The organism is Embleya sp. L77 (assembly GCF_055557415.1).
Genome location: NZ_CM145709.1, coordinates 378,903 through 405,025, shown reverse-complemented (window position 1 = coordinate 405,025; position 26,123 = coordinate 378,903). Strand labels below are relative to the sequence as shown.

Here is a 26,123-nt window from a genome sequence, read left to right as displayed (position 1 = left end):
GCGTGAAGCCGCCGGTGTGCAGCCGCGGTTGCGAGCCCGCGGTTGTGCGAGTGGAACGAAGATGCGCGGACCGCTGGGCCGGGTTCGGTTTCCGAGGGGTTCGGGAGCGACGTGTGTGGTGTGAGGACGAAGGCGTGAGTGTGAAGACTGTCGACGAGTGGATCGAGATCGACGTGCCGGGCGCGCCGGTGCCGATGTCGGGGTATCTGGCCCGGCCCGACGGGCCCGGACCGCATCCGAATGTGGTCGTGGGCTTCGAGATGTTCGGCATCACCGGCTATGTACGAGGCGTCGCCGACATGCTCGCCGGGCTCGGATACCGGGCCCTGGTACCGGACTTCTACCATCGGGCGGGTCGCCGCATCGAGTTGCCCGCCGACCCCGACGGGCGGGCGCGCGGGCTCGACCTGGTCGGTGGACTGACCCGGGACGGTGTGCGCGCCGATGTCACGGCGGCCATCGCGGAGTTGGGCCGGCGGTTCGGCGACGATGCGCCCACCGCGATGGTGGGGTTGAGCGCGGGTGGGCACATCGCCTATTACGCGGCGACGCAGGTGCCGTTGGCGGCCCTGGTCGCGTTCTATCCGGGTTGGCTGACCGGCACGGAGATCGGCTTGGGGCGACCGGAGCCGACGGTGACGCTGACTCCGTCGATCGCGCGGTACGACACGCCCGTGCTGGTGCTGATCGGTGCGGAGGATCACCTCTACCCGGCTGCCGAGCGGGAGTCGATCGCGCGGCTGTTGGCCGAGGCCGGGGTGCGGAACGAGTTCGTGGTGTACCCGGACACGCCGCACGGCTTCGCGTGCGAGGAGCGCGACACGTACCGTCCGGCCGCGGCGGAGGACGCCTGGGCGCGGGCCACGGCGTTGCTCGCGGAGGCGCTGAAGGGGTAGCGGCCGGGCCGGAGCGGCTGGGGTCGGCTCGGTCAGTCGGCGGCGGTGTGCGCCCGGGCCACCGTGAGGCTGTCCTCGTAGACGTGGTAGCGGCTGATCAGGCCCGCCTCGACGGTGACGTGCAGCGCGCACCGCGCCCGGAAGGCCGTACCGGTGGAGGCGGCCGTACGCCGGATCTCGGTCAACAACACCGCGTCCGGCCCGTCGACCAGGATCCGCAGGTCGGGTGCGGCGCCCGGGTCGTCGGCCTCCTGCGGGTGGCCGTCGATGTGCGCCGCGGCCAGTTCGCGAAAGTGCGCGGCGACGTCGGCGCGGGTCGAACGCGGCCGGATCCACGGTGTCGACGGGTGGCCCTCGGCCGGCCAGTCGAGCAGCCAGTCCACGCTGTCGGCGAATAGTTCGGCGATCCGCTCCGGGTCGCCCGACCCGACGCGGCGGACGAATTCGGCGACGACGGTATGCGTACCGGGCGTCGGGTCGGTCGGCACGGTGAACTGGTGGTCGTGCCGGATGCGGCCGTCGGGGCCGAGTCGTACGACCACCCGCCCGGTCCACGCCACATCGCCGCCGGCCGCCGGAACCATGTAGGTCGTGAAGGTGATGGCACCGTGGTGACCGACCGCGTCCCCGGCCGCGCGGAAGACGAATCCGCCCTTGTCGACCAGCTGTTCGTAGGCATCGGTGACGCGATCCAGGAGCGCGTCGTGGCCGATGTGCCGTCCGGACGAGATGGTTTCCATCCCGTCCGGCGCCCACAGCGCCTGGACGGCGGCCCGCCGGGCGTCCGGGTCCGGCTCGTTCCACACGGCCACGTAGCGGTCGACAAACTCGTCGATGTCGGTGTCGATGTCGGTGTCGATCGGGGTGGGGTCGGGGGCGGGGGCGGACGTGGGGTCGACGGTTTCGTCGGTGGGGTGGATGGCGTTCATGGGCGGAACGTAGACGCGCTCCACTGACACGTTGTGTCAGTGGAGTCGGGCAGACTCGCCGGATGCGGGCGAGTCGGTTGGTCTCCATCCTGTTGCTGCTCCAGACCCGAGGGCGGGTCACCGCTCGGGAGATCGCGGACACCCTGGAGGTCTCGGTCCGGACGATCTACCGGGACATGGAGTCGTTGAGCGCGGCCGGGGTGCCGCTGTACGCGGATCCGGGCCATCGCGGCGGATACGAACTGCTCGACGGATTCCGCACCCGGCTGACCGGCCTCACCATCGGCGAGGCCGAATCGTTGTTCCTCACCGGTCTGCCGACCGCCGCCGCGGATCTGGGCCTGGGCACCGCGGTGACCGCCGCACACCTCAAGCTGATGGCCGCGCTCCCGCCCGAACTGCGGGACCGCGCCGGGCGGATCGCCGAGTGTTTCCACCTCGACGCGCCCGCCTGGTACGGCGCCGACGACCACACCCCACACCTGACCGTGGTCGCGGACGCGGTGTGGAACCGGCGACGGTTGCGCATCCGTTACCTCCGCTGGGCCGAGCCGCACGAGAACACGCGGGTGGTGGACCCGTACGGCGTGGTGCTCAAGGCGGGTTCCTGGTACCTCGTGGCCGGACACGGGGAGGGGCCCGTCGACGCGGGTGCGGGCTCGGGGCCGCGCAGGGGCGTGGAGGCGGTCGGGGGTGGTCCGGCCGGAGGTTCGCCGGGCGGCGGCGGAGACGGAGCGCGGATCCGTACCTATCGGGTGTCGCGGATCCTGGATGTCGAGGCCCTCGCGGAGACGTTCGAGCGACCGGTCGGGTTCGCGTTGGCGACGTACTGGGAGGACTACCTGGACCGGTTCGACCGCCGCCGACATCGCGCGTCGGCGACCGTGCGGGTGTCCCCGATCGCGATGAAGCGGCTGGCGGACGTGCTGGAGCCGGTCGTCGTACGCGCGGCTCGCACGAGCGCGACCCGGCCCGACTCCGACGGCTGGGTCGAGGTCGTCCTCCCGATCGAGTCGGTCGACTCGGCGATCACGACCCTCCTCCCGTTCGGCGGCGAGGCGGAGGTGCTCGGGCCACCGGAACTACGGGCGGGGATGCGCGCGGCCGCGGCGGCCTTGGCACAGGTGTACGGGTGTCGCGACTCGGGCGCCGGGACGCCTGGGTGGTGATCGGGCGATTCGTGAAGATCTGCCGATGCTCCGCAGAGGCCCCGCAGAGGCCCGGCCGAAGATCCGCCGAAGATCCGCCGAAGAGATGACCGCAAACCAAACGGATGCGGGACTTCCGGATATTGCATTCTTTGCCGTGGCTATACGTATCCCGGCGAGCGGGAGCCGGTTCGAGCGTGCACAATCAAGCCTTTGCCTGTCGATCATGAACGACGCCGAGCCCCGATGGGGCCGACGCTTCGTGCCGCCGGCATGACCATTTCGTGCGCAACCGACGCGTTGGCGAAGCGGGTTGTTGCTCGGAGCACAACCCGGAGTCGCGGACGACGAAGCCGGATCGTAGGGTCTCGTGCATCGTGATCCGCAACCGGCCGAGCTGCGTGCGCGGCCGGTCGGCGGGGTTGTGGAGTTGTGAGGCTTTGGAGGAACGGGGAGGCCAGGTCACCAGGAAGCCGGACGCCACTGTCGCGATGAGGTTCGGCGACACGGTCGTCGGGCGGCGGTCGATGGGCAACCGATGCAGTGGAACACCGTCGTCGGGTGTCGGTCGCGTCGGGCGAGGATCGTCGTCGGACAGCCGGCGCGCCGCTTGCCGGATTCTGCCGGATCCGGTCGGATCTCCGAGGAAGACGGGCCTGCGGTCCGGGGTGTTCAGGCCCTCGGGCCCGGTCGGGACCGGACGCCGCCGGGACGACTGGCTCGGCTGCCGGCCGATCGAGTGGATCGAGAGACCACCGGATCGCATGGTTGGACGCCGGAGTGATCAAATGTCCGAGTGACTCTGCGGGGCGCACGTCCGATCCGCCCGCGTCCCGCAGTTGGCCCGATGATCGGGCCGGGCCAGGGCCCGTCCATCCCGATCCCGCCGCGTCGCGCCCGGCGGGATCGGGGGACGGGCTCCGGTGCTTACGGCGTCATCGGGCGGGCGTCGTGGTGCTCGGCGCGGGATCGAAGACAGGCCCTGGGCCGAGATCGCGCGACCAGGCCACCTCGCGGTCGAGATGTCCGCTCGCGCGGAACAGGGCCACCTGGTGCGTGTCGGCCAGGACCGCCGCCAGCCGGGTGCGGTCGGCCGGCTCGAAGCCCAACCGCCGCCAGAACGGACCCGACCGCCGACTGAACAACCACGCCCGCCGGGCCCCGGCCGCGGCGGCGCGACCCAGTACGAAGCGAGCCAGTTCGAGCCCCAGACCTCGCCCCCGAGCATCCTGATCCACCGCGACGCTACGAATCAGCGCATGATCACCGGCGGCCGACAACTCGTACCCCGCGCTGCCGCACACCCTGCCGCCGTCCCGAAGCAGCCACAAGCGCACTCCGGCCGCATCGAGCCCACCGAGCGTGAGATCGGCCCGAACCAGGAAGTCGAGCACATCGGGAAGGTCGGCGGGAACGAAGGGCACAAGGGCGGACGCGGCGGTCCCGACGGCCGGTACACCGCCGCCGGCACACGCGGTTCCCCGGTCGGTGCCGGTTGGTCCCCCGTAGCCCCCGGCGTGGATGGCCTCGTCCGTATTCGCGGCTGCCCCGACGCCCATGTCGCCGAGTCCAGGAAGCAATCGCCGGCACGCAGCGAGCAACCCGGGGTGGCGAACGACTCGACACCGACCCCGGAACGTGTCCGCGACCGGGGCCGGAACCCCGAGGAGGGGCCGACGAGCCGCCGGATCTGCTGCTCGATATCGTCGGCGGACCGCAACTGGCGGTTGACTGTGGGCTGTTGGCGCCCGGGGGCATCGTGCGGGGTGCGCGCCTCGGGCCCGCGCGGATCGGTTCGGCGGCGGAGGCGATGATGAGCGGAGGGGGCGCGGGCGATCGGTGGGCGGGCGGGGTGGATTGCTCTACGCGGTCGGCGAAATCACCTCGCGTCGATGATCGGCGGGCGAGTGATCATGCCTATGGTTGACGCGATCGAACCAGCGTCTTGCATGGGGGACCGTTCATGATCGTCGAATACATCCGCTACACGATTGCCGAAGCGGACAGTGCCGAGTTCGAGGCCGCGTATGCACGCGCCGCCGAGTCGCTCGCGGCTGCGCCGGAGTGTGTGGACTACGAGTTGAGCAGATGTCAGGAGGAGGCGTCCGCCTACATCCTGCGGATCCGTTGGACCTCGACGGACGCGCACCTGAACGGCTTCCGCAAGGGCGAGCACTTCGCCGCGTTCTTCGCCGCGATCCGGCCGTATGTCACCGCGATCGAGGAGATGCGGCACTACGCGGTGACCGACGTGGTGGGCAAGGGCGGTTCGACCCCGACGCTGTACGAGTGGGCCGGTGGCGCGCCCGCGTTCGAGCGACTCTTCGGCACGTTCTACGAGCGGGTGGCCAAGGACGAGATCCTCGCCCCGGTGTTCGCGAACATGGACCCGCACCACGCCGAGCACGTGGCGTCCTGGCTGGGCGAGGTCTTCGGTGGCCCGTCCCGGTACAGCACCGAGTTGGGCGGCCACCGGCACATGGCCTCGAGGCACCTGGGTCGGGGGATCACCGAGACGCAGCGCCGTCGGTGGGTCGCACTGCTCCTGGAGACGGCCGACGACGTGGGCCTGCCGGCCGACCCGGAGTTCCGCGGTGTGCTCGCGTACTACCTGGAGTGGGGCACCCGGATGGCGATCCTGTACTCCGGTCCCAACCCGCCGCCGCTTCCGGAGTCGCCGATGCCGCGTTGGGACTGGGGGCAGACTCCGCCGTACCTGGGCTGACCCGATCCGGTCGACCCATCCCCGCCGGGCCCGGAACGGGCCCGGCGGGGATGGGTCCGGTCCATGCGCGGTCGCCGAGGACTGGGGCTCCTCGGCGGCCGGCACAAGACGCGTTTCCACGCGCGGCCGGCCCGCGCTCGACCCATGCAGCCGGTTCACCGCCACCCGTGCGCGGATCGTGCTCCCGCGGCGAGGGTGGTTCGGGGCCGGCCGCCGGTGGAATACCAAAGGGATCCAGGACGGATCGAACACCCGGTGGCGATCGAGCAACCCCCAGCCCAAACCTTCGGATCCGCTACACGCGTCGGCCACGGAGCGCAATCGCTCGACTCCTTGCGCAATCATCCATATATGCGGCCAAACGGGCGCGGCGCGTGGTAAACCCAAAATCTGGGTAATGGTAACCACTCCGCTTGGCAAGGATTCCCGCTTCGAGTCGACCGCCCCCTCGTCGCACCGGTCATCGACACGGCAGCATCTGCGGCGTCGATGTCACTCGTGACAGATCCGTCACATGGAGGAACACCCACGTGAAGAGACACACTCTCGTCGCGTTCGCAGCCGCCACTACCTTGGTGGGCGGGCTCCTGACCCTCGCGCCGCCGGCTTTGGCGGACGACTCGCCCGCACCCCAGGCCGAGTCCGCATCCACCCCCATTGCCTGGAAGAACTGCGGCAGCTCGAACTACCCGACGCTGGAATGCGGTTCACTCCAGGTCCCGATGGACCACAGCAACCCCGGCGGTCGGCAGATCACCATCGCGGTGTCCCGGATTCCGCACACCGCCGCGAAGTCGCTCGGCCCGCTGCTGGTCAACCCCGGCGGCCCCGGCGCGCCGGGTCGAGGGCTGGCCGGCTACGTCGCGAAGAACCTGCGCCCCGAGGTGGCCGCGCAGTTCGACGTGATCGGCTTCGACCCCCGCGGCGCGGGTGCCAGCGAGCCGCACCTGGACTGCGTACCGGGCTTCAACAACCCGGTCCGTCCGGACACCGTCCCGGACAACTTCGGTGACGAACTGACCAACATCAAGCGGGTGTACGAGTACGCCCAGGCGTGTGGCGACAAGTACGGCGACTTCCTCAAGCACATGAACACGCCGGCCTCGGCCGCGGACATGGACTCGATCCGCGCCGCCCTCGGAGCCAAGCAGATCAGCTACTTCGGGTACTCGTACGGTACTTACCTCGGTGCGGTCTACGCCAAGCTGTTCCCGAGCCGGGTCAAGCGACTGGTGCTGGACAGCATCGTCGACCCGAGCAAGGACAGCATCTGGTACGGCGGCCAGCTCACCCAGGACGTCGCCTTCAACAACAACATGAAGGCCTTCTTCGGTTGGGTCGCCAAGTATGACGCGAACTACCATCTGGGGACCGACCCGGCCAAGGTCGAGCAGGCCTGGTACACGATGCGCGACAAGCTGAGCAAGAACCCGGCCGAGGGCGTCGTCGGTGGCGCCGAGGTCGAGGACGCGTTCGCGCAGGGCGGCTACAACGACTCGACCTGGGCCGAACTGGCCGAAGGCTTCTCGGGATACGTGGTCGACAACGTCACCGCTCCGCTGCGTACCGCGTACGAGGATCTGGCGGCGGCGAGCCCGGGCAACGACAACATCAACAGCGGCTACCTGGCCACCCAGTGCCGGGACGCGGCTTGGCCCAAGGACTGGGCGACCTGGCACCGGGACGCGGTGCGGACGTACGCCAAGGCGCCGTTCCTGACCTGGAACAACGTCTGGTTCAACGCGGCCTGCGCGTTCTGGCCGACGTCGAGCCTCAAGCCGGTGAACGTCGCCAACGACAGGCTGCCCAAGACCCTGCTGTTCCAGGCGACCAACGACGCCGCGACCCCGTACGAGGGTGGCGTCACGATGCACCGCCTGCTCCGTGACTCGGCCCTCGTGGTCGAGCAGGGCGGCCGCAACCACGGCATCTCGCTCAGCGGCAACAGCTGCCTGGACGACTACCTGAACGAGTACCTGGTCACCGGCAAGACTCCGAAGGGCAGGGGCCACGGCCCGGCCGACGCGGTCTGCGGGAAGCTCCCCGACCCGGTACCGAACCCGGCGGAAGCGGACCTGAAGACCGCCGCCGCGCCGAAGCTCTCCAAGACCGCCCTGTAGGTCGGCAACACGGCAACACGGCGACACGGCGCCACGGCAACACCGCGCCACGGCACCACGAACGCCAAGGCAAGGTGCCACGGCGCCACGCCGACGCGACAACCGCACTGCGCGTACATCCGGGCCCGCCGCGAAATCGGCGGGCCCGGGTGCGTTCCCAGGCGGCCCCCGAACTCCCGCCAACCGCGCGGTGGTTCGGGCCCGCCCCGCTCGCCGGTGCGATGTTGCCGACCTCCCCTGCCGTAAGGTCTGCTGCCGAGGTTCCGGTGAAGGGGGACGGCGGTGCACCTGACGGGTGTCGGCAAGCGATATGCCCTGCGCGGCCCATGGGTGCTGCGCGGAGTGCACCTACAGCTGCCGCGCGGTGGGCTGGTCCGGGTCGAAGGCGACAACGGCAGCGGCAAGTCCACGCTGTTGCGGGTCGTCGCCGGGGTCTGCGAACCGACCACGGGCAGCGTCACCGAACGCGGCTCGGCCGCCTACGTCCCCGAACGATTCCCGCCCGAACTGCCGCTCACCGCCCTGCGATACCTCACCCACCTGGGCCGACTGCACGGTCTCACCGGCCGGGAGAGCCGGCGACGGGCCGAGGACTGGGCCGAGCGGCTGGACTTCGCGGACAAGGTACGGGCGCCGCTGCGCGGGCTGTCCAAGGGCACCTGCCAAAAGGTGGCGGTCGCCCAGGCGTTCATGGCCGAACCGGATCTGCTGGTCCTGGACGAGGCGTGGACCGGACTCGACGCCCCCTCGCGCGACGTGCTGGACGGTTGTGTCGTCGAGCGGGTCGAGGCCGGCGCGACCGTGGTCTTCGTCGATCACGACTCGCGCCGCCTGGCGGACGAGGTGACCGACACGTACCGGGTCGAGGCGGGTGCGGTCGCGCCCGCGATCTCCACCGCGAACGCGATCCGGGTGGTGATCGACATCGACAGCGGCCACCGGCCCGAACTCGACCGTCTGCCCGGCGATCCCGTCCGTGAGGAGACACGACCGGGCGTGCTTCGGCTGCACAGCACCACGGCGCACTCCGACGCGTTGTTGCGCCATCTGCTCACCGCCGTGCCCGGGGTCAGCGTGCGCGCGGTGCACCGGGAAGGAGACGGCGCGTGATCTCCGCCGTGGTGCGTTATCAGGCCGCCCTGGTGTTGCGGTCCCACCGATGGGTGCCGCCCGCGCTGGTCTACGCCGCGGTGATGGCGATCGGCGCGGCCGGCGGCGACCCGCTGCTCGCCTCGTTCGCGTGGGCCGCCGCCGCGATCATGCCGATTGCGGTGTGGCTCACGCGGGTGTCCGTCACGGTCGAGCCCGCGGCGGCCCGGCACACCACCTCGGCCGCGGTCGGACCCGGCCGTGCGCATCTCGCCGCGCTGTTGGTCGCCCTGGTCCTGACCTGTGTGCTCGCCGCGCTGTGTACCGCGGCCCTGGTCGCCTCGACCGACCGGATCGCCGATCACGCCACGCACGGCGTGAGTCGGGGCGAGGCGATCGCCGCCGGAGCGGTGGCCCAACTCGTCACCATCCTGGCGGGCGTCGCGATCGGCGCGCTGACCAACCGCCCGCTGATGCGGCGTCCCGCGTACGCCGTCCCGCTCGCGGCGCTGGCCACCCTGACCGCACTGGTGGTCACGGGCAGCCCGGCGGCGCGCGTCCTGGAGGTGGTCACCGAAGCCGCCAAGCACGACCGGGTCGCCCTGCCGATCACCCAACTCGCCATCGTGGCAAGCGTGTTCGTGCTGTCGGCCGCAGCCGCCTGCCGAGTCGCGTCCCGGGTGGAACACGACTGAGCCGCACTGTTTCGGTACCGGGTCAGGATGCGCCGAGCCACTCGGCCAGGTAGGGCGGGATCTCCTGGTCCCGGTCCGGGCGGATCGGGCCGCGGGTGGTGGTCAGCGGGACCACGCCGGCGTAGTGCGGCAGGTCGAGGTCGTCGGGGTCCTCGGCCAGGCCGTGGTCGCGGATCTTCGCCGCGACCCGGTCCAGTTCCAGTCGGAAGACCGCGGTCTGCGCGTTCTCCTTCGGGTTGGGCTGGCGGACGTCGTCGGCGCGACCCGGGACCAGGTGGTCGATGATCACCCGGTACGCGTGCAACTGCTCGTCCGGGTCGGTGACGTGCACCAGCGGGCCGTGTGCGATCACGCAGCGGTAGTCCATCGAGTGGTGCATCGCCGAGCGGGAGAGCACCACCGAGTCCACGTGGGTGACCGAGACCGCCACCGGCAGGCCCGCGGCGCCGCTCGCCCGCGCGGCCAGTGCGAGCTGTCCGCCGCTGGAGGTGTGCAGGTACAGACGCTCGCCGTCGCGGCCGAACGCGAGCGGGAGCAGCTGCGGCAGGCCGTCGAGGGTGAACGAGACGTGGGCGAGGAAGCCGGCGTCGAGGATCGCGTGTACCGCTTCGACGTCGTAGTGCATGCGGTCGCGGTGCCGATGCGGGGTGGTGGCCGCGGTGACGGGGTAGTCGGTCATCCCGAAGATCCTTTGTACTAGTTCAAAACGTTGATTGGAGTAGTACAATAGAGCGGGCTCGGGGGAGGATGTCAACGGCATAATCCGACGATCCGCCGGATGTGGAATCCGCCGCCCGGAATCCGGCAGCCGCACCCCGCAGCGCGACGCCCAGACGCAGGAGAACCATGGCCACCACCGGTCGCACCGCCGCCGACATCGCCGCATCCGTCGAACGCGACCTGCACGCACGCGAACTCGCACCCGGCGACGCGCTGCCGCCGGTGCGGGCACTCGCGGCCGAACTGGGCGTCAACGCCAACACCGTCGCCGCCGCGTACCGCACCCTGCGCGAGCGCGGCATCGTGGAGACCCACGGTCGGGCCGGCACCCGGATCCGGGCCCGCCCGGCGACCACCCGGCGCGACGACCTGGGCCCCGGCGTGCCACCCGGCACCCGCGACCTGTCCAACGGCGAGCCCGACCCCGCGCTGCTGCCGTCGCCGGCCTTTCCCGACCCGAGCGGCTGGCGACCGCTCTACCTGCACGGCGCCCTGTACGAGCCGTTCGCCGACGCCGCCCGGGCGGTGCTGCGCGCCGGCGGCGTGGACACCGCACACCTGGCCGCCACCTCCGGTGCACTGGACGGCATCGAGCGCGCGCTCACCGCGCACCTGCGGCCCGGCGACCTGGTCGCGGTCGAGGATCCGGGCTGGGGCAACCTGCTCGACCTGCTCGCCGCGCTGAACCTGACCCCGCGGCCGATCCCGGTCGACGACGAGGGCCCCGACCCGGCCGCGACCGAGGCCGCGCTGCGCGCCGGCGCCCGCGCGTTCGTGGTCACCGCCCGCGCGCAAAACCCCACCGGCGCCTGTGTGTCGGCCGAACGGGCCGCCGCGCTGCGCCCCATCCTGGCCGCGCACTCGCACGTGGTGCTCCTGGAGGACGACCACGGCAACGACATCTCCGGCCTGGACCTGCACACCCTCACCGGGATCGGCAAACACTGGGCGCACATCCGCTCGGTGTCCAAGGCATACGGGCCGGACCTGCGCTGCGCGATCCTGACCGGCGACGCGGTGACCGTCGACCGGATCGGCGGCCGCCAGCGGCTCGGCCCCGGCTGGGTCAGCCACGTCCTGCAACACGCGGTCGCGCACGCGTGGACCGACCCCGACGTGGCCGAGCGGATCCGACTCGCGCGCGAGACGTACCGGGTGCGCCGTACCCGACTGATCGACGCGCTGCGCGCCCGCGGAGTGGCCTCGGTCGGCCGGACCGGGATCAACGTGTGGATCGAGGTGCCGGACGAGACCACGGCCGTGGCCGGCCTGCTCGCCCGGGGTTGGGCGGTCGCCCCCGGCTCGCGATTTCGGATCACCTCCGCGCCCGGCCTGCGGATCACCGTGTCCACCCTCAGCGCCGAGGAGACCGAGCGGTTGGCCGACGCGGTGGCCCTGGCGGTACGGACCGGGACCCGGCGGCAGACGCGGTGAATCCTCGGGGCGGGTCATCGCGAGGGCGAATCATCCGATATGAATCCGGTCTGAGAGGTGGGGCAAACCGAACCACCAGGTCGGGGGGTGTCACCCTCGATCCGGGTGCCCCGCGCCGGGGAGCATGAGCACACTCCACCATCACGACCGTTACGCCCCCGAGGATGCCCCCATGCACACGTTCCTGAAGGCCCCGTTCACGAGACGAACGTGGGCCGAGGCCGGCTACGCGATCCTCACCTTCCCGCTCGCGATGTTCGGCTTCGCCGCGATCTTCCTGTTCGCGGTGTTCGGGGTCGCGCTGACCGTCACCCTGGTCGGCCTGCCGATCCTGGCCCTCGCGGTGATGGGTGCCCGGGCCTGGGGCGGTGTGCACCGGGGGCTTGCGCGCGCCATGCTCGGGGTCGAGACGCCGCCGCTGCGAACGTTCCGGCCCAAGCGCGGCCCGCTCGGGCTGCTGGGTTCCTCGCTGGGCAACGCCGAGGGCTGGCGGGCGATCGCCTACCACGTGCTCAAGTTCCCGCTGAGCGTGCTGACGCTCCTGGTGACCGGCACGTTCTGGTGCTACGGGCTGGTCATGCTGGCGTACCCGCTGCTCCTGGTCGTGTTCGACCCGCACACCACCGACGCGCACGGCGTCGATCGCCGCTCGGGCATACAGATCAACGAGCTGTACTTCGACACCTGGCCGCTCGCGCTGCTGGTGAGCCTGTCCGCCATCCCGATCCTGCTCATCGCCCCCTGGGCGGTCCGCGGGGTCGTCCACCTCGATCGGCTGCTCATCCCCGCCCTGCTCGGGCCGACCAAGTCCGCGCAGCGGGTGGCCGATCTGGAGGAGACCCGGGCGATCGCCGTCGACGACTCGGCCGCGACGCTGCGCCGGATCGAACGCGACCTGCACGACGGCGCGCAGGCCCGACTCGTCGCGCTCGCGATGAACCTCAGCATGGCCAAGGAGAAGTTGGACACCGAGGACACCGAGCGACCGATGGACGTGGACCGCGCCCGCACGCTCGTGGACAGCGCGCTGGGCAACGCCCGCGAGGCGATCGTCGAACTGCGCGACCTCGCCCGGGGCATCCACCCACCGGTCCTGGACCAGGGCCTGGACGCCGCGCTGGCCACCCTGGCAGCGTGCAGCGCGGTCCCGGTGCAGGTGCACACCGACATCGACGTGCGTCCGCCCGCCACGATCGAGACCATCGCGTACTTCTGCGCCGCCGAACTGCTCACCAACGTCGCACACCACTCCGGCGCGAGTGTGGCGACGGTCGAGGTACGGGTCCGGGACGGCCTGTTGCGCATGACGGTCACCGACAACGGCAGCGGCGGGGCGAACGCGAGCAAGGGAAGCGGCCTCACCGGCCTGGTCGAACGCGTACGCACGGTGGACGGCTCACTACGGATCGTCAGTCCGCCGGGCGGGCCGACCGAGGTGACGGTGGAACTGCCGGCCCGCGGGTGAGTACCGGCCGGGATATCGGGACCGAGGGGTGGTCGGGGCATGGGACGATCGAGCCCATGCGCATCGTCATTGCCGAGGACGCCGCGATCCTGCGGGACGGCCTGGTTCAACTGCTCCTCGACCGCGACCACGAGGTCGCGGCCGCCGTCGCGGACGCCGACGCCCTGCGGGCGGCGGTGGTCGAGCACAAACCGGACGTGTGCGTGGTCGACATCCGGATGCCGCCGACCCACACCGACGAGGGCCTGCGGGCCGCGATCGACATCCGCCGGAGCCACCCCGGCATCGGGGTGTTGGTCTTCTCGCAGTACATCGAGACCCGATACGCCGCACAACTGCTCGGCGGCAACGCGGCGGGCGTGGGCTACCTGCTCAAGGAACGCGTCGTGGACACCCGGGACTTCACCGACGCGCTGGAACGGGTCGCGGCCGGCGGCACCGCGCTGGACCCCGAGGTGGTCACCCAGCTGTTCGGCGCCGGACTGCGCAGCGGCGGCCTGAGCACGCTCACCCCGCGCGAGCACGAGGTGCTCGGGCTGATGGCCGAGGGCCGGACGAACGCGGCGATCGCGAAGAAGCTGGTGGTGACCGAGCGCGCGGTGGAAAAGCACGTCGGCAACATCTTCACCAAGCTCGACCTGCCGCCTTCGGACACCGATCATCGCCGGGTGATGGCGGTGTTGCGCTACCTACAGCTCTGAGCGCCGGCCGGCTCCGAGCGCCGGCGCCGTGGTGGAGCGGTGTGGGATGTCCGGATCGCCCCCTCCGTGATCCGCGCATCCCACGCCGTCCTCTGGCCGAGCGCGGCATCGGCCGCAGCGGCCCCCGGGGCGGATCTCCTCAGGGCAGTGCCGGTTCCGCGACCCGCACGTCGGCCCTCGTACAGTCGACCGCGTTCCGCGCGCCGAGCACGATCGAGGTGAACGCGGCCGGTCCGGGGCCGGCCGCGGGCGTGATCGTGCCCACCTCGTGCGTGCCGAAGCCGGTCTCGTCCGCACCGTCCGCGCTCAGTGCGACGATCGCCGACACCAGCGCCGCCAGGATGCCCGCCGTCGCCGCGGGCACGGCGAGTCCGCGAGTCACCCGACCGCTCTCACCGGCCGGGCGGCACGCCACGCCCCGCGCACCCGTGTAGCGGTGCTTCGCCGCCGCCACTCCGGCGCCGAATGCCAAGGCGTGGCCCGGTCGTTCCGGAGGCAGGTCGCCACCCCCGGCCGGATGTGCCGCTCGTCCGTCGCGCTCCACCAGGGGATGCGCGCCATCGAACCCGTGCCGCTCGGGTCGCCGTCGAACCTGGTCGGCGCCGTGGCCGGCTGCGGGTCCCGCCGCAGCAGCCGCGAGCACGGGGCGGGCGCCCGGTGGCCGCCGCCACCGGGCGTTCCCGCATACGCCAAGGGCGCGCCAAGCCGCGCCCCCGTGGGCACCGGATCGGTGGGAGCCACGCTTTCGCTGCGGTCGAATACACGCATGCGCGACCTCCCCCGAAACGCCGTGCCCGCCCCACCCCGGGCGGGCACGGCGTAGCGCGAGGCTAGGGCCGTTCCTTGTGGGTTTCCTGTGAACGGGCCGCCGGGGAAGGGATTTTCCCGGCGGACCGGGGCGCCGCGCGGGATCTGGGTACGTCGGCGCGCGTCCGGGACACGGCCGACGCGGGCCGGGTGTCCGACGCGCCGGGCGTGGGCGGATTCGCCGGCCCCGGGGTCCGGATGCCCAACCAGGCGCGCTCCCGGGCCGCGACCGGGTCGGCCCGCAGCGGCAGGACCACCTCGATCCGGGTGCCCCGTCCCGACGGCGGTACCCCGACGGTGACCCGGCCGCCGTGCAGCGCGACCTGCTGGGCCACCAGGGTCAAACCCAGTCCGGCGCCGGGGCTGTTCGGGCCGCGCCGAAAACGCTCGAAGACCACCTCGCGCAATTCCGGTGCGATGCCGGGCCCGTCGTCGTCCACGCACACCACGCCGCAGTCCATCCCGGGCAGCACCTTCACCAGCACCCGACCCGCCCCGTGCACCAGCGCGTTGCCCACCAGGTTGTCCACGAGCAGGCGCAGCCCGGGTGCGAGCCCGTACACGACCACCTCGTGTGGCGCCTCGACCCGCACGTCGACCGTCTCGGGGGCGGTCGACTCCTCGGCGCCGGGCCGGCGGGTCGGCGCGGCCCGGACCGCCGCGTGCGCGATCTCGCCCAACTCGACCGGCCCGAAGGCCGATGCGTCCACCAGATCGCCCTGGGCGAGTGCGCGCAGCGCGGTCAACACCGACAACACCCGTTCGTGGCCCACCCGTAGGTCCGCGACCACGTCCTCACGCTCGGTCGAGGCCAGATCCGGATAGGTGGCCAGCACGTCCAGATCGGTACGCATCCCGGTGAGCGGGCCGCGCAGTTCGTGGTCGACGGTGGCGGCGAACGAGCGTGCGGTCTCCAGCGCTTCGCGGGTGCGCGCGGTCTGCGCCGCGTACCGGCCCAGCACGTCGTCGAGGGTGCGGCCGAGTTCGTCCACCTCGACCACGCCGGACGGCACATGCACCGCGTCGTGCGCGCCGTCGTCCGGATCCAGCCGGGCCGCCCGGCGGCGCAGCGCGCGCAGCGACCGGGTGGCCGCGGCGCCGGCGGCGAGTCCGGCCAGCCCGGACAGCGGCACCGTGAACGCGGTGACCACGTACACCCGGCGGCGCAACAGCGCGGCCTGCGCGGCCGGTTCTCCCGAGGGCACGAATACGTACAACGAGCCGCCCGGCAGCGGCCGGGTCACCATCCGCCACGAACGCCCACCCGCGTGCACCGTCACCGGGGACGGCGCACGCGCGGGCAACTGCGCATCCTCCGGCGGCTGGGGGCCCACCAACAGCGGCCCCTGCGGGGTGTCGAGGCGGAGGCCGACGTCCAGGGCCAGGCCCAGGATCCGGTACTGCCGGGTGCGGATCGCCTGTTGGCGATCGTCCAGGTCGGCCCGGGCCAGGATCCGTGCGGGTGGGGTCAGGCGGTCGGCCCGTTGCTGGAGCTGCTGCTCCTGACGTTGCATCAGGTCGTGTCGGGCCCAGCGCACCACGAGGGTTCCCGCGCCCAGCACGAGCAGGGGCACCAGGACGGCGACCGACAGCGCGACCCGGGTGGAGAGCTTCATCCGGAACCGCCCGAGGCACGCAGGACGAAGCCGACCCCGCGCACGGTGTGCAGCACGCGGGGTCGGCCGCCGGCCTCCAACTTGCGGCGCAGGTAGCTGACGAACGTGTCGACCACGTCCGTGCGCACATCGAAGTCGTAGCCCCAGACCCGGTCCAGCAGTTGATCCCGGGTCAGCACCAGGCCGGGGTTGCGGGTGAAGACCTCCAGCAGCGCGAACTCACGGCGGGTCAGCTCCAGCGCGGCGCCGTGGCAGGTCGCGACGTGCGCGGCCACGTCCACCGCGACCGGGCCGACCCGCAGGACCGGCTCGCCGGCGCCGACCGCCGGGCGCCGGCGGAGTAACGCCCTTAATCGAAGGTCGAGTTCGCGCAGATCGAAGGGTTTCACCAGGTAGTCGTCGGCGCCGCTCTCCAACCCCGCGATGCGATCGGCGGTCTCGTCGCGCGCGGACAACATCAGGACCGGCGTCTCGGTGCCCCGGGCCCGCAGCGCCGCGCACACCTCGATGCCGCTGACGCCGGGCATCGCCACGTCCAGGACCACCACCTGCGGGTCGAGCGTGCCGGGCGGGATCGACGCGGCGGGCACGATCGGCGGTGCGGGCGCGATCAGTTCGAGTGCGCGGCCGCCGTCGGGAGCCAGGCTGACGCGGTACCCGGCCAGGCGCAGGCCACGCTCCAGGGCACGCCGGATGGAGGGGTCGTCGTCCACGACCAGGACGTGCGGCGGCTGGTCGGTGTCCGGTTCCGCGGTCACCGGGTCGCGGCCTCCGTTTCCGCGGCGGATGCATGCGGTATATGCCGCCGGCCGAACGCCTCGATGCGATGTGTGCTGCCCATGTCGTCGGCTCGACCCATGTCGTCCCCCGGAAGGCTGTTGCCGCTGTCGCCGAAGTTGTCGGTGCACAACCTATGGCGGGAAAGCATGTGCTGTACGGCGAATGACGGCTCGTCAACGAGGTGGTGGGGAAGGGGCGTCGGGGTGGTCGGGGGGTGGTGTGGGGGGTGGGGCGGGCAGGGTCGCCCGGGGCGTGTCCGTCGCCGTGGCGGACATCCAGCGGAACCAGTTCGTGCGGGTGATCGGGATCTGCGGGTTGTGCAACAACCACAACACGTGCCCGGCCTGATCCCGGGTCCACGGCTCGCCGGAGACCTGCGCCTTCGCCAACCGGGCGCGCAGGTCCTCGCCGTCCACCACGCGGGCGATCCGCGAGTACTCGCGGTCCTTGCAACGATGCCGGCGGTACAGCACGAGTTCGACGAGGTCGATCAGGCGGGCCCGGGCCGCGGCGTGGTGCCCGGGGACGGCGAGCAGCCGGATCAGCCGCTGCTTGGTGCTCCAGACCTTGGCGTGCCGGGTCCATTCGACCGGGTACCGGGCCTCCCATTCCAGATAGGTCAGCGCGTACGGCAGCCCGCCCCAATCGGGCACCTCGGCGGGCTCGGGCGGCTCGGCGAGCAGGGCCGCGGCGGGCGTGCGCAGCCACGCGGTGCGAAAGCGCCGCCAGGCCGCCTCCTCGGCGGTGACCGAGCGGGGTACCCGCAGCACGATCGCGTCGTAGGCGGCGCGGGCCTCGCGGGTTTCCCGGGTCACCTCCAGATACCGGTCCAGGGCGCGTCGGTGCGCGATCTCGTCGTCCGACACGAGCGCGCGCATCCAGCCCAGCCGGGTGTCCCAGTCCTCGATCGCGCCGCGTTCCGTCACGCCGACGATCTACCCAGGTGTCCGCAGAACAAGTCCGCCATCGGGCGAGCCGCGCCGGGGAACTCGTCGCGATGGATCACGGGGTGTCCGCCTCGACGGGTCTCGGGGGCCCGGGCCGCGGCGCGTGCGGTGCCCACGGCGCCGGATGTGTCCGCTTCGGAGCCCGGTGAGCGGACGATCGCCGTGCGTGAGGGTCGGCGGTCCGGCCGCCGAGGGCTCGGAGCCGATGCGCCGGCGGGGGTGCTCGGGCGGTGGGTGCTCGGGCGGGGCGCTCGGCGGGGTGCCCCGGCGCGGGCCGGGGTGGTGATGGGATTCGCCGGCCCGGCGGCCGGGTCAGGCGCTGCCCGTGGCCAGTTGGGGGGTGCGGGTGATGCGGCCGGTGAGCGCGAGCGGTGGGGTGTTGGGGTGGGTGGGGCGCGGGGGGAGGGCGGCGACGCCGGAGCGGTTGGGGCCGGCGGTGGCGAGTTCGGCGCGGATGCGCACCTCCATCAGGGCGCCGGCGGGTGCGGCCAGTGCCTTGGCGAGGAGTTCGCAGGCGGCCTCGGTGCGGCCCTCGGCGCGTTCGACCACTGCAAGCGCGTAGAGCGCGTAGGCGCCGACGGGGGTGAGCCCCTTGGTGCCGGTCAGCCGCAGGGCCTGCCAGGCCCCGTCGCGCGCCTCGGCGATCCGGCCCTGGGTGGTCGCGGCCATCGAGAGCGCGGCCAGGAACCACGCGGCCAGCGTCCCCTGCCCGGTGGAGCGGGCGAGCCGCAGGCCCTCGGCGGCGTGCGTCTCGGCCTCCACGGCCCGCCCGGACAGCGCGCCGGCCACCGCGAGCGGCATCAGGGCCGCGGCGAGGGCGCCTCGGGCGCCGTGGGTGCGCAGTACCGCGGCCTCGTCGAGGAGGACCTCGTAGGCGGCCTGGTCGGTGGCCGCCGCGTGGACCGCCAGCGGGGTGACCTCCCACAGCGCGATGCCCAGGCCGTACAGCCGGGCCCGGGTGGCCGGGGCGACCATCGCGGGCGAAACGCCGTCGGCGCCGAGTGCGGCCACGACGGTGCGCAGCGGGTCGTCGTCGGCCAGGGGGAGGGCGGACAGGGCGGCGCGGGCCTGGGTGGTCCGGGCGCGGTCGCCCGCCTCCCATGCGGCGCCGGTCGCGGCGAGCAGGAGCGCGGCGCGACCATGGGCCGCCTCCAAGAGCAGTGCTCCCGCTTCGGAGCGGTGTCCTTCGGCGTGCCGCAGGGCGGCGCGGAGCCGGATCGCGGTGCCGGACGAGTGCGCCGAGGCGCCCTCGTCGACGACGCCGGCCAGATCGGTGGCGTCGGCGGTGTCGAGCAGGGTGCGGGCACGGGCCGGGAAGCCCGCCTCCCATGCGGCGTAGGCCGCGGCCACATAGCGGCGGCGGGCCACGGGGGCGTCCGAGGTCAGTCGGGCGGCCTGCTCCCAGGTCGCGGCGGCGGCGCCCGCGCCGAGTTCGCGGCGAGTGCGGCCGGCGCCGGCTTCCAGGGCGGCGGCGAGGTCGGCGTCGGGGCCGGTGGCGAGCGCGGCCAGGTGCCACGGTCGCCGGTAGGCGAGAGCACCGCTCGCGGCGTAGACCAGTGCTCCGTGCAGTGAGCGGCGCTCCGCGGGGGTGAGCGAGCGGCGCACCTCTTCGCGTGCCGCCGCGTTCCGGAACCGCACCCGGTGTTCGGCGGCATCGACCAGCCCGGCCCGCAGCACCGCGAGCCGAGCGCCCCGCCCGATGCCGATCCGGCGGCCGGCGACGGCCAACTGGTCCAGGTCGGCGGCCGGTTCGAGCGCGGCCAACGCAAGCAGCCGACGCGCATCCTCGGGCAACGCCGCGAACGGCACGTCCCCACCCGCGACCGCCGCACCGGAACCCGGCCGGCGCGCCCCCGCCCCGGCGGCGCCCCGGGAGGTCTCCGTCGCCGGCCGCGCTGCCGCAACCGCGTCGAAGTGCCCGACGCCGTCCGGGAGTCGCCTGCCTGCGGCGCCGACTCCGTCGCCGGCGGCCACCGTTGCCTGCTCGGCGGCGTCGGGGGCGGGGGCGGGGAACACGCCGTCCGCCGCGCGGGTTTCCGGCCGACCGCGACGGGTGTCTGCTGTCGGGTGGCTGGTCACGGGGTCCGTCGCGCGGGTTGTGCGGTCGGTGGCGGTGGCGGTGGGCGTGTTGGTGTCGGTGGTGTTGACGGTGGCCGTGGCCGTGGCGGCGTCGGTGCCGGTAGCGGTGCCGGTGTCAGCGGCGGTGCCGGGGCCGGAGGGCAGGCCGGTGGAGGCCGCCCCGTCCGCGGCTGAGCTGTCGCCGACCCTGCGGTCCGAGGCTGCTCGTTCGGCTGCACCGGGCTCGACCCCGCTGCCATCGGTCGCGCTGCTGCCCGCCGCGCTGCCGACCATGGCTCCGGGCGTGCCTTCGCCCGCGGTGCGCGCGGTGCCCGCGATGCCCGACGCGCCCGCCAAGTCGGCGATCCGCTCGCCCGCGCCTTCGCCCGACGCGCCCCCCGGCGCCGGCGCCTCCGCCACGCCCGCGCCGCTCGCGATCCGCTCGCCCGCGCCCCCGGCCGGCTTCGCCGCTGCCGAGTTCGCGTCCGCACCTTCCCGCGTCGCGCGAAGGACGGCGATCGGCACACCCTCGGCGCGCCGCGCGATGTAGGCGACGACCGCCGCCGAGGCCGCGTCGAGCCAGTGGGCGTCGTCGACGAGGACCAGGACCGGTTGTTCTCGGGCGGCGATCAGGACCAGCGAGCAGGCCGCCGCGGCCACCACACCGCGATCGGCCGCGCCGAGAGCCAGGCCGAGCGCGATGCGCAGCGCCTGGGCCCGGGTGTGTGGGAGTCGGCCGATTCTCGGGTGCAGGCCGGCCAGCAGTTGGCGCAGTGCGGTGTAGGGGAGGGCGCCCCCGCCGCGCGGTCCGGCCGTGCGCAGCACGGTCATCCCCTTCGCCTGCCACATCGCCTCGCCCAGGAGCGTCGTCTTGCCCGCCCCCGCGGCCCCGCGCAGCACGACCGCTCCGCCGTCACCGGCGCGCGTCCGTTGCAGCAGTGCCGTGACGGCGGCCAGTTCGTCGTTCCCTCCGTGAAGCACGGAAACTCTCCTCGCATCTCGCTCACACCCCCGTGGTGTGGCCGGCGGCCCCGCCGGATCCGGCCGGACCGCCGCACTATGAGCCTGAGCTTGCCCGTTCCCGGTCAACACATGTTCAACATTCACTCAACGTGTGAAGTCCGGACCAAGTAATTACGGACATGTGACACCGACATGGGGTCGACGTCACGCCGGCATCCGGCTGAATATCCGTCAGTCTTTCGGCTGAAGGTCCGTCCGAATGCCCGTCAGTCCTTGTACTCCGGTCGTCGCTTGTCCTTGCGGGCCCGAATGGCCTCCTCGAAGTTCTCCGTCGTCAGTCGCACGTACAACTGGGCGTGCCCCTCGTGGTCCATGTGCGAGTGCATGCTGCCCGCCTCCATGCCGGACCACAGCAACCGTTTGGTCACTTCCACCCCCACTCGACTGAACCCGATGATGCGCTCGGCGAGTTCGTACGCGTCGTCGAGCAACTTCTCGCCCGACACCACGCGCGACACCAGTCCGATCCGCTCGGCCTCGGTCGCGTCCACGTCCCGTCCGGACAACATGATCTCGAATGCCCGAGACGACCCGATCGCCCGGGGGAGCAAATAGCTGATTCCGAGCTCGCTCGCGGTGAGCCCGTTGTTGATGCCGGCCGCCCGGAAGTAGGCCGTGTCGGCGGCGATTCGGATGTCGGTGGCGGTGGCGAGGCAGAAGCCGCCGCCGATCGCCGGGCCGTTGATCGCGCCGATCACCGGTTGGTGCATCCGACGCAGTCCCAGGATCACGTCGTCCAGGATCTCCATCGAACGGCGGGCGATGCTGGTTCGGGTCAGACCCTTGATGCCGGGGATCCGGCCGGAATTCTCCAGATCCGCACCGGAGCAGAAACCCCTCCCGGCACCTGTCAATATGACGACACGCGTATCGTTGTCGGCACTCACGGCTTCCAGAGCCTCACGAAAGGGGACCATGACGTCGAAGGCCATGGCGTTCATGCGGTCCGGTCGATTGAGGGTGATGAGCGTGACATGGGGGCGGGGCTTGTCGACGAGTACGAAGGACATGGGGGCGTCATCCTCGGCATGATTGAGGGGCAAAGGGCTTCGAGTCGCACGGTGTCGGACCGGGCGATCGGGGAACCGAAGAGTGCGAATCCGGTTCCGGTGCCGCCGATCGGGACGAGTCGCCCGATCGTCGACCGGGCGGTCGAGCACGAACCGGCCGACGCGACACGTTCGGCGTCGCGTCCATGGTTCGGGGCGCGTGCCCGGTCCGCGGTGCGCGCCTGGTTCGGGACCCGCACGTGGTTCGGGACACGCAAGCCATTCTTGACCAAGTCAATGAAACCGCTCAAGGCCGATCCGCGGCTCTTCGACGCCTTCGCGGGCGACTACGACCGCTATGCGGGACTGTGCGACCCCCTCGGCGAGTGGCTGGCCGGGCTGCAACTGACCGGTGACCGTGCGTTGGACGCCGGCTGCGGCTCCGGCCGACACGCACTTGCCCTGGCCGGCTCCTACACCGACGTGCTGGCCGCGGACGTGAGCGCGCCACTGATCGAGGTCGCCCGGGTGCGCCGCCCGCACGAGCGGATCCGCTACGAGGTGGCCTCGCTCACGGACGTACACGACGGCGAGGGCTTCGACCTGGTGCTGAGCATGGGCACCCTGCACCACCTGCCGGACCTGGGCGCGGCGTTGGCGCACCTGAAGTCGCTGGTCCGACCCGGCGGCGAGATCGTCCTGGTCGACAACGTGGCCACCGTGCCCGCCGCGACACGCCGGCAGTACATCGCCGGTGCCGCCCGCGAACTGGCCCGCGACCTCCGTCACATGCGCGCCCGGGACGCCTGGTGGTTGTACCGCTTCCGGACGGGCGCGGCATGGCTGGACCACCTGATGTCGGATCACTATCTGACCCGCGCGCAGTATCGGGCCCGCTACGGTGCGGTCTTCCCGGGCGCGGACTTCGTCGACCTGTCCTTCGCCACCGCGATGCGCTGGCGCCGGGCCGACGGCCGGACGGCGGGATAGGGGTCGGCGCGATGCCCGGACAGGACACGAATCCGACCTCGTTGGTGCGGGTCGACCTGGGCGCCGTGGCATACCCGACGGCGCAGGTCGAGATGGCGCGCTGGGTCGCCGAGCGGCAGCAGGAACTCGCCCCCGACCGGCTCTTTTTGCTCTCCCACCCGCCGGTGATCACCTACAGCGCACGCACCCCGGCCGCCGACCTCCCGGATCCGGCGTCGCCGATCCCGCTGGTCGAGGTGGACCGTGGCGGCCACGCGACCTATCACGGACCGGGTCAGCTGATCGGCTACCTGATCGTCGACGTGCGGGCACTGGGCCCCGGCGACCTGGTGCGCCGGGTGGAGAACGGCCTGCCGGCCGCCCTGGACGCGCTCGGCTTCCCCGCGATCCGGCGGGAGACTCCACCGGGCGCGCCGAGCCTGGTCGGCGTCTGGACGCCCGACCACCGCAAGCTCGCGTCGATCGGAATGCGGATCCGACGCGGCGTCAGCAGCCATGGCTTCGCGCTCAACATCGACCCCGACCTGAGTGTGTTCAGCACGTTCACCGCGTGTGCCCTCCCGGACACGACGATGACGTCCCTGGCCGAACTCGCCGCCCAAGCCGGCCGCGCGACGCCGACCCCGACCGAATCGGCGGTCCGGGATGCGGTGGCCGGCGCCCTTGCTGAGGAACTTACGCGTCGTTAGGCGTTTTGGCTTGGCTTGGTTTGGCTTGGTTTGGCTTGGCTCGGGCGGTGGGTCGGGCGGTGGGTCGGGCCTGGCAAAGGAGTTGGCACGTGTTGTTCGTCCGCTACGCGCGGGCGGGGTTTGGGTTCGGTGCTTCGTATTCGTGTTGCTTGTCCGCTACGCGGGCGGGGTTTGGGCGGTGCTTCGCGTCCGTGTTGCTTGTCCGCTACGCGGCCGGACATGCCCTGGTCGGCTTGGCCGGCTCGGGGTTTGGGTTCGGTGCTTCGCATCCGTGTTGCCTGTCCGCTACGCGGCCGGCGATGCCCTGGTCGGCTTGGCCGGTTCGGGGGTTTGGTTCGGTGCTTCGTATTCGTGTTGTTCGTCCGCTACGCGGCCGGACATGCCCTGGTCGGCTTGGCCGGTTCGGGCTCGGTGGCCTATCCGGCCTCCACCCTGCGCCCGCCGCCCAGCATCCGTCGGGTCGGTGGCGGCCGAAGGCGGGTCAGTCGGCGCGGATGCCGGTGACGTCCCACAGGTGGTGGATCGGGTCGTGGATGAAGTAGCGGGCGAAGGATTCGACGGTGAAGATCGTGCCGTCGCTGCGGTTGCCGGTACGGGTCCACTGGTCTTCGGCGACCGCCGCGAACGCGTCGGCCAGTGTGGCGCCGGCCGTCGCGAGGTCGGCCGCGACCCGTATCGGGTCCTGCTCGGCATAGCGCGACTCGACGGCCGTGGCGTCCTGGTCCCAGTTCGCGAAGTCCGGGCCGTCCTGCGTCAGCATCAGCCGCAGGCGCTCGTCGAACAGGACGAACACGTCGCGGACATGGCATGCGTACTCGGTCGGAGACCAGGTGTCCGGGTTGGGTCGGATGCGCAGTTCGTCGCCGCCGGAGACGAGCAGCTCGTGCCATGCGGCGGCGTTCGCGCGGGTCAGGGCGGGGACTCGGGCGCGCGGGACGGCGGGGGTGTCCAGGCCGCAGTCGGGACAGGCCGACTCGAGGACCCACGTCCAGCTCTTGGTCTCGGGAGTGATCATGCGCCGAGAATGGCCCACCCGACCCGGCTCGAACAAGGCATTTCCCTGCGAAGGCCACCGTTCGCTGACTACCGGTCCGCCGTGGGGCCGGCGACGTTCGTGATCATGCGTCGCAGGACACGCACGGTGGTGGCGTAGTCCGCGTCCGAGATGCCGTCGTGGATGTGGGCGCGTACGGAGGGGCCGATGGCCTTGATCCGTAGCCGGGCCGCTTCGCCTTCCGGGGTCGCCGCCAGCAGGTGGTCCGGCGTCTCGGCGAGCCAACCGCGGGCGACGAGCGCGGCCGACTCGGCGGCGAGGTCGTCGCCGGGCAGCAGGTACTCGCTCATGGCCTCGGTGAGGTCGGCCACGGAGCGCGGCTTGCCGTCGGGTGAGAGGTCGTCGGTGGAGAGGTGGCGCAGCAGCCAGAACTGTGGCTGGGTGAGGCCGAGCTCGGCCTGCCGGCTGCGGATGTAGGCGATCACCTCACGGTGTGCGAGCCCGGTCCAGTAGCCGACGGGCTGTCCGGCGAGTTCGGTGTCGGTTTCGGTGACGGTCGCGGTCGTGGCTTCGGTGTTCATTGGGGTGTCCCTTCCGGTCTGGGGTGATCATGAGGCCCTGTGGTGATCCGGAGACTAATCCGCACTAGGGAGCGCCGAATCCGTAGTGCCACGGGGTTCCACGGTGCTGCCGGCATCGACCGCGGGACCGGCGGGCGGTCGGGGCGCTGCCCGGGGGTGATTCGTGCCGTATGCGGACGGCCCGCCCTTGCCCGGCTGTCGGCACGCCCTACGATCGGGGACATGTTCGTGATCACGTTGACCTACGTCGCCCCCATCGAGGACATCGACGTGCTGCTGCCTCGGCACCTCGAATGGCTGGACCGGCACTACGCGACCGGCATGTTGCTGGCCTCCGGCCGCCGGGTGCCCCGTACCGGTGGAGTGATCCTGGCGCGTGCCGCGGATCGGGCCGCGCTTGACGCCGTGCTTGCGGAGGACCCGTTCCGTCGGGAGGGCGTGGCGACGTACGACGTTGTCGAATTCGCGCCCACCAGGACCGCGCCGGGGCTCGAAGGGCTGCTTTCGGCGGTCTGAAGTGCCGTCAACAGCCGTTCATTTCCAGCGCATTTGATGGCGATTACTCACTTATTCAGACAACAAACGAGTACAGGCTTCCGCATTCACGCCTTCGGGTGATTTCGTGTTGAGAACACACCCGGGGCGATGGACGGCGTCCACCCGCCGGGGCGTGCATTCCGCGCCGGGTACCCCAACCGCAGCACCCCTTCTCCGCTCGGCGCCATAC

At 72.1% G+C, this 26,123-nt stretch carries 23 protein-coding genes and 1 pseudogene; 12 read left to right on the top strand and 12 right to left on the bottom strand.

All coding sequences use genetic code 11. From position 1 onward, the window contains the following. The first annotated feature begins 134 nt into the window (after positions 1–134). The gene (locus ACZOOI_RS01590; RefSeq protein WP_465279024.1) at positions 135–896 is read left to right on the top strand and encodes a dienelactone hydrolase family protein; all 762 of its coding nucleotides are present in this window, start codon (positions 135–137) and stop codon (positions 894–896) included. Between the two features lie 32 nt (positions 897–928). On the opposite strand, the gene ACZOOI_RS01585 is transcribed toward ACZOOI_RS01590, so the two are convergent. Further along, positions 929–1,384, bottom strand: a complete 456-nt coding sequence (locus tag ACZOOI_RS01585; RefSeq protein ID WP_465281328.1) for a nuclear transport factor 2 family protein — start codon at positions 1,382–1,384, stop codon at positions 929–931. 30 nt (positions 1,385–1,414) lie between these two features. Next, a pseudogene (locus tag ACZOOI_RS01580) lies at positions 1,415–1,825 on the bottom strand (nuclear transport factor 2 family protein); the annotation flags it as partial. Between the two features lie 62 nt (positions 1,826–1,887). Here ACZOOI_RS01580 and ACZOOI_RS01575 point away from each other — a divergent pair. Beyond that, positions 1,888–2,994: a helix-turn-helix transcriptional regulator gene (locus ACZOOI_RS01575; protein ID WP_465279023.1), complete on the top strand. Its 1,107-nt coding sequence runs from the start codon at positions 1,888–1,890 to the stop codon at positions 2,992–2,994. 914 nt (positions 2,995–3,908) lie between these two features. Here the strand turns inward: ACZOOI_RS01575 and ACZOOI_RS01570 are convergent. Continuing rightward, entirely contained in the window at positions 3,909–4,532 is a 624-nt protein-coding gene (locus ACZOOI_RS01570) for a GNAT family N-acetyltransferase (protein WP_465279022.1), read from the bottom strand. 404 nt (positions 4,533–4,936) lie between these two features. On the opposite strand from ACZOOI_RS01570, the gene ACZOOI_RS01565 reads away from it, so the two are divergent. The 4 genes from ACZOOI_RS01565 (at position 4,937) to ACZOOI_RS01550 (ending at position 9,602) form a co-directional block, all read left to right on the top strand. After that, complete coding sequence (locus ACZOOI_RS01565) at positions 4,937–5,698, top strand: globin domain-containing protein (protein WP_465279021.1); 762 nt, start codon at positions 4,937–4,939, stop codon at positions 5,696–5,698. Positions 5,699–6,420: 722 nt separating this feature from the next. After that, positions 6,421–7,818: an alpha/beta hydrolase gene (locus ACZOOI_RS01560; protein WP_465281327.1), complete on the top strand. Its 1,398-nt coding sequence runs from the start codon at positions 6,421–6,423 to the stop codon at positions 7,816–7,818. A gap of 282 nt (positions 7,819–8,100) precedes the next feature. Next, complete coding sequence (locus tag ACZOOI_RS01555) at positions 8,101–8,928, top strand: ATP-binding cassette domain-containing protein (RefSeq protein ID WP_465279020.1); 828 nt, start codon at positions 8,101–8,103, stop codon at positions 8,926–8,928. Next, entirely contained in the window at positions 8,925–9,602 is a 678-nt protein-coding gene (locus ACZOOI_RS01550; protein WP_465279019.1) for an ABC transporter, read from the top strand. Before ACZOOI_RS01555 ends, ACZOOI_RS01550 begins: the two co-directional genes overlap by 4 nt. Positions 9,603–9,624: 22 nt before the next feature. Here ACZOOI_RS01550 and ACZOOI_RS01545 read toward each other — a convergent pair whose 3' ends face one another. After that, positions 9,625–10,281, bottom strand: a complete 657-nt coding sequence (locus ACZOOI_RS01545) for a pyridoxamine 5'-phosphate oxidase family protein (RefSeq protein WP_465279018.1) — start codon at positions 10,279–10,281, stop codon at positions 9,625–9,627. 167 nt (positions 10,282–10,448) lie between these two features. Here ACZOOI_RS01545 and ACZOOI_RS01540 point away from each other — a divergent pair, with 167 nt between their 5' ends. The 3 genes from ACZOOI_RS01540 (at position 10,449) to ACZOOI_RS01530 (ending at position 13,922) form a co-directional block, all read left to right on the top strand. Then, a complete protein-coding gene (locus tag ACZOOI_RS01540) occupies positions 10,449–11,756 on the top strand; it encodes an aminotransferase class I/II-fold pyridoxal phosphate-dependent enzyme (RefSeq protein WP_465279017.1) in 1,308 nt (435 codons plus the stop codon). 172 nt (positions 11,757–11,928) lie between these two features. Beyond that, the gene (locus tag ACZOOI_RS01535) at positions 11,929–13,221 is read left to right on the top strand and encodes a sensor histidine kinase (RefSeq protein ID WP_465279016.1); all 1,293 of its coding nucleotides are present in this window, start codon (positions 11,929–11,931) and stop codon (positions 13,219–13,221) included. A gap of 56 nt (positions 13,222–13,277) precedes the next feature. Continuing rightward, a complete protein-coding gene (locus ACZOOI_RS01530; RefSeq protein WP_391585998.1) occupies positions 13,278–13,922 on the top strand; it encodes a response regulator in 645 nt (214 codons plus the stop codon). 139 nt (positions 13,923–14,061) lie between these two features. Here ACZOOI_RS01530 and ACZOOI_RS01525 read toward each other — a convergent pair whose 3' ends face one another. The 6 genes from ACZOOI_RS01525 to ACZOOI_RS01500 form a co-directional block, all read right to left on the bottom strand. Beyond that, the gene (locus ACZOOI_RS01525) at positions 14,062–14,304 is read right to left on the bottom strand and encodes a hypothetical protein (RefSeq protein ID WP_465279015.1); all 243 of its coding nucleotides are present in this window, start codon (positions 14,302–14,304) and stop codon (positions 14,062–14,064) included. 448 nt (positions 14,305–14,752) lie between these two features. Then, positions 14,753–16,345, bottom strand: a complete 1,593-nt coding sequence (locus tag ACZOOI_RS01520; protein ID WP_465279014.1) for a sensor histidine kinase — start codon at positions 16,343–16,345, stop codon at positions 14,753–14,755. Then, the gene (locus ACZOOI_RS01515; protein WP_465279013.1) at positions 16,342–17,103 is read right to left on the bottom strand and encodes a response regulator transcription factor; all 762 of its coding nucleotides are present in this window, start codon (positions 17,101–17,103) and stop codon (positions 16,342–16,344) included. The genes ACZOOI_RS01520 and ACZOOI_RS01515 overlap by 4 nt, the downstream gene beginning before the upstream one ends. 195 nt (positions 17,104–17,298) lie before the next feature. Further along, positions 17,299–18,051: a hypothetical protein gene (locus ACZOOI_RS01510; RefSeq protein ID WP_465279012.1), complete on the bottom strand. Its 753-nt coding sequence runs from the start codon at positions 18,049–18,051 to the stop codon at positions 17,299–17,301. Between the two features lie 333 nt (positions 18,052–18,384). After that, the gene (locus tag ACZOOI_RS01505; RefSeq protein ID WP_465279011.1) at positions 18,385–21,111 is read right to left on the bottom strand and encodes an AAA family ATPase; all 2,727 of its coding nucleotides are present in this window, start codon (positions 21,109–21,111) and stop codon (positions 18,385–18,387) included. Between the two features lie 248 nt (positions 21,112–21,359). Beyond that, positions 21,360–22,163, bottom strand: coding sequence for an enoyl-CoA hydratase (locus tag ACZOOI_RS01500; protein WP_355538447.1), 804 nt, complete (start codon positions 22,161–22,163; stop codon positions 21,360–21,362). Positions 22,164–22,427: 264 nt separating this feature from the next. Here ACZOOI_RS01500 and ACZOOI_RS01495 point away from each other — a divergent pair, with 264 nt between their 5' ends. Both ACZOOI_RS01495 and lipB read left to right on the top strand, forming a co-directional pair. Further along, positions 22,428–23,132 carry a class I SAM-dependent methyltransferase gene (locus tag ACZOOI_RS01495; protein WP_465279010.1) on the top strand — a complete coding sequence of 235 codons (705 nt, stop codon included), beginning with the start codon at positions 22,428–22,430 and terminating at the stop codon, positions 23,130–23,132. Positions 23,133–23,143: 11 nt separating this feature from the next. Further along, positions 23,144–23,821 (top strand): lipoyl(octanoyl) transferase LipB, encoded by a 678-nt coding sequence (gene lipB, locus ACZOOI_RS01490; RefSeq protein WP_465279009.1) that lies wholly within the window; start codon positions 23,144–23,146, stop codon positions 23,819–23,821. 481 nt (positions 23,822–24,302) lie between these two features. Here the strand turns inward: lipB and ACZOOI_RS01485 are convergent, their stop codons facing one another. After that, the gene (locus ACZOOI_RS01485) at positions 24,303–24,836 is read right to left on the bottom strand and encodes a DinB family protein (RefSeq protein ID WP_465279008.1); all 534 of its coding nucleotides are present in this window, start codon (positions 24,834–24,836) and stop codon (positions 24,303–24,305) included. Positions 24,837–24,904: 68 nt separating this feature from the next. Then, complete coding sequence (locus ACZOOI_RS01480; protein ID WP_465279007.1) at positions 24,905–25,396, bottom strand: MarR family winged helix-turn-helix transcriptional regulator; 492 nt, start codon at positions 25,394–25,396, stop codon at positions 24,905–24,907. A 222-nt stretch (positions 25,397–25,618) separates the two neighbouring features. On the opposite strand from ACZOOI_RS01480, the gene ACZOOI_RS01475 reads away from it, so the two are divergent. Further along, on the top strand, positions 25,619–25,912 hold the full coding sequence (locus ACZOOI_RS01475) for a YciI family protein (protein ID WP_465279006.1): 294 nt from the start codon (positions 25,619–25,621) through the stop codon (positions 25,910–25,912). Positions 25,913–26,123: the final 211 nt, after the last annotated feature.

Coding starts and splice junctions, on each gene's coding strand:
- ACZOOI_RS01560 (WP_465281327.1), top strand. CDS start 6,421: ATGGACCACAGCAACCCCGGCGGTCGGCAGATCACCATCGCGGTGTCC.
- ACZOOI_RS01570 (WP_465279022.1), bottom strand. CDS start 4,532: ATGGGCGTCGGGGCAGCCGCGAATACGGACGAGGCCATCCACGCCGGG.
- ACZOOI_RS01520 (WP_465279014.1), bottom strand. CDS start 16,345: ATGAAGCTCTCCACCCGGGTCGCGCTGTCGGTCGCCGTCCTGGTGCCC.
- ACZOOI_RS01530 (WP_391585998.1), top strand. CDS start 13,278: ATGCGCATCGTCATTGCCGAGGACGCCGCGATCCTGCGGGACGGCCTG.
- ACZOOI_RS01540 (WP_465279017.1), top strand. CDS start 10,449: ATGGCCACCACCGGTCGCACCGCCGCCGACATCGCCGCATCCGTCGAA.
- ACZOOI_RS01480 (WP_465279007.1), bottom strand. CDS start 25,396: ATGAACACCGAAGCCACGACCGCGACCGTCACCGAAACCGACACCGAA.
- lipB (WP_465279009.1), top strand. CDS start 23,144: ATGCCCGGACAGGACACGAATCCGACCTCGTTGGTGCGGGTCGACCTG.
- ACZOOI_RS01500 (WP_355538447.1), bottom strand. CDS start 22,163: ATGTCCTTCGTACTCGTCGACAAGCCCCGCCCCCATGTCACGCTCATC.
- ACZOOI_RS01485 (WP_465279008.1), bottom strand. CDS start 24,836: ATGATCACTCCCGAGACCAAGAGCTGGACGTGGGTCCTCGAGTCGGCC.
- ACZOOI_RS01545 (WP_465279018.1), bottom strand. CDS start 10,281: ATGACCGACTACCCCGTCACCGCGGCCACCACCCCGCATCGGCACCGC.
- ACZOOI_RS01565 (WP_465279021.1), top strand. CDS start 4,937: ATGATCGTCGAATACATCCGCTACACGATTGCCGAAGCGGACAGTGCC.
- ACZOOI_RS01535 (WP_465279016.1), top strand. CDS start 11,929: ATGCACACGTTCCTGAAGGCCCCGTTCACGAGACGAACGTGGGCCGAG.
- ACZOOI_RS01475 (WP_465279006.1), top strand. CDS start 25,619: ATGTTCGTGATCACGTTGACCTACGTCGCCCCCATCGAGGACATCGAC.
- ACZOOI_RS01575 (WP_465279023.1), top strand. CDS start 1,888: ATGCGGGCGAGTCGGTTGGTCTCCATCCTGTTGCTGCTCCAGACCCGA.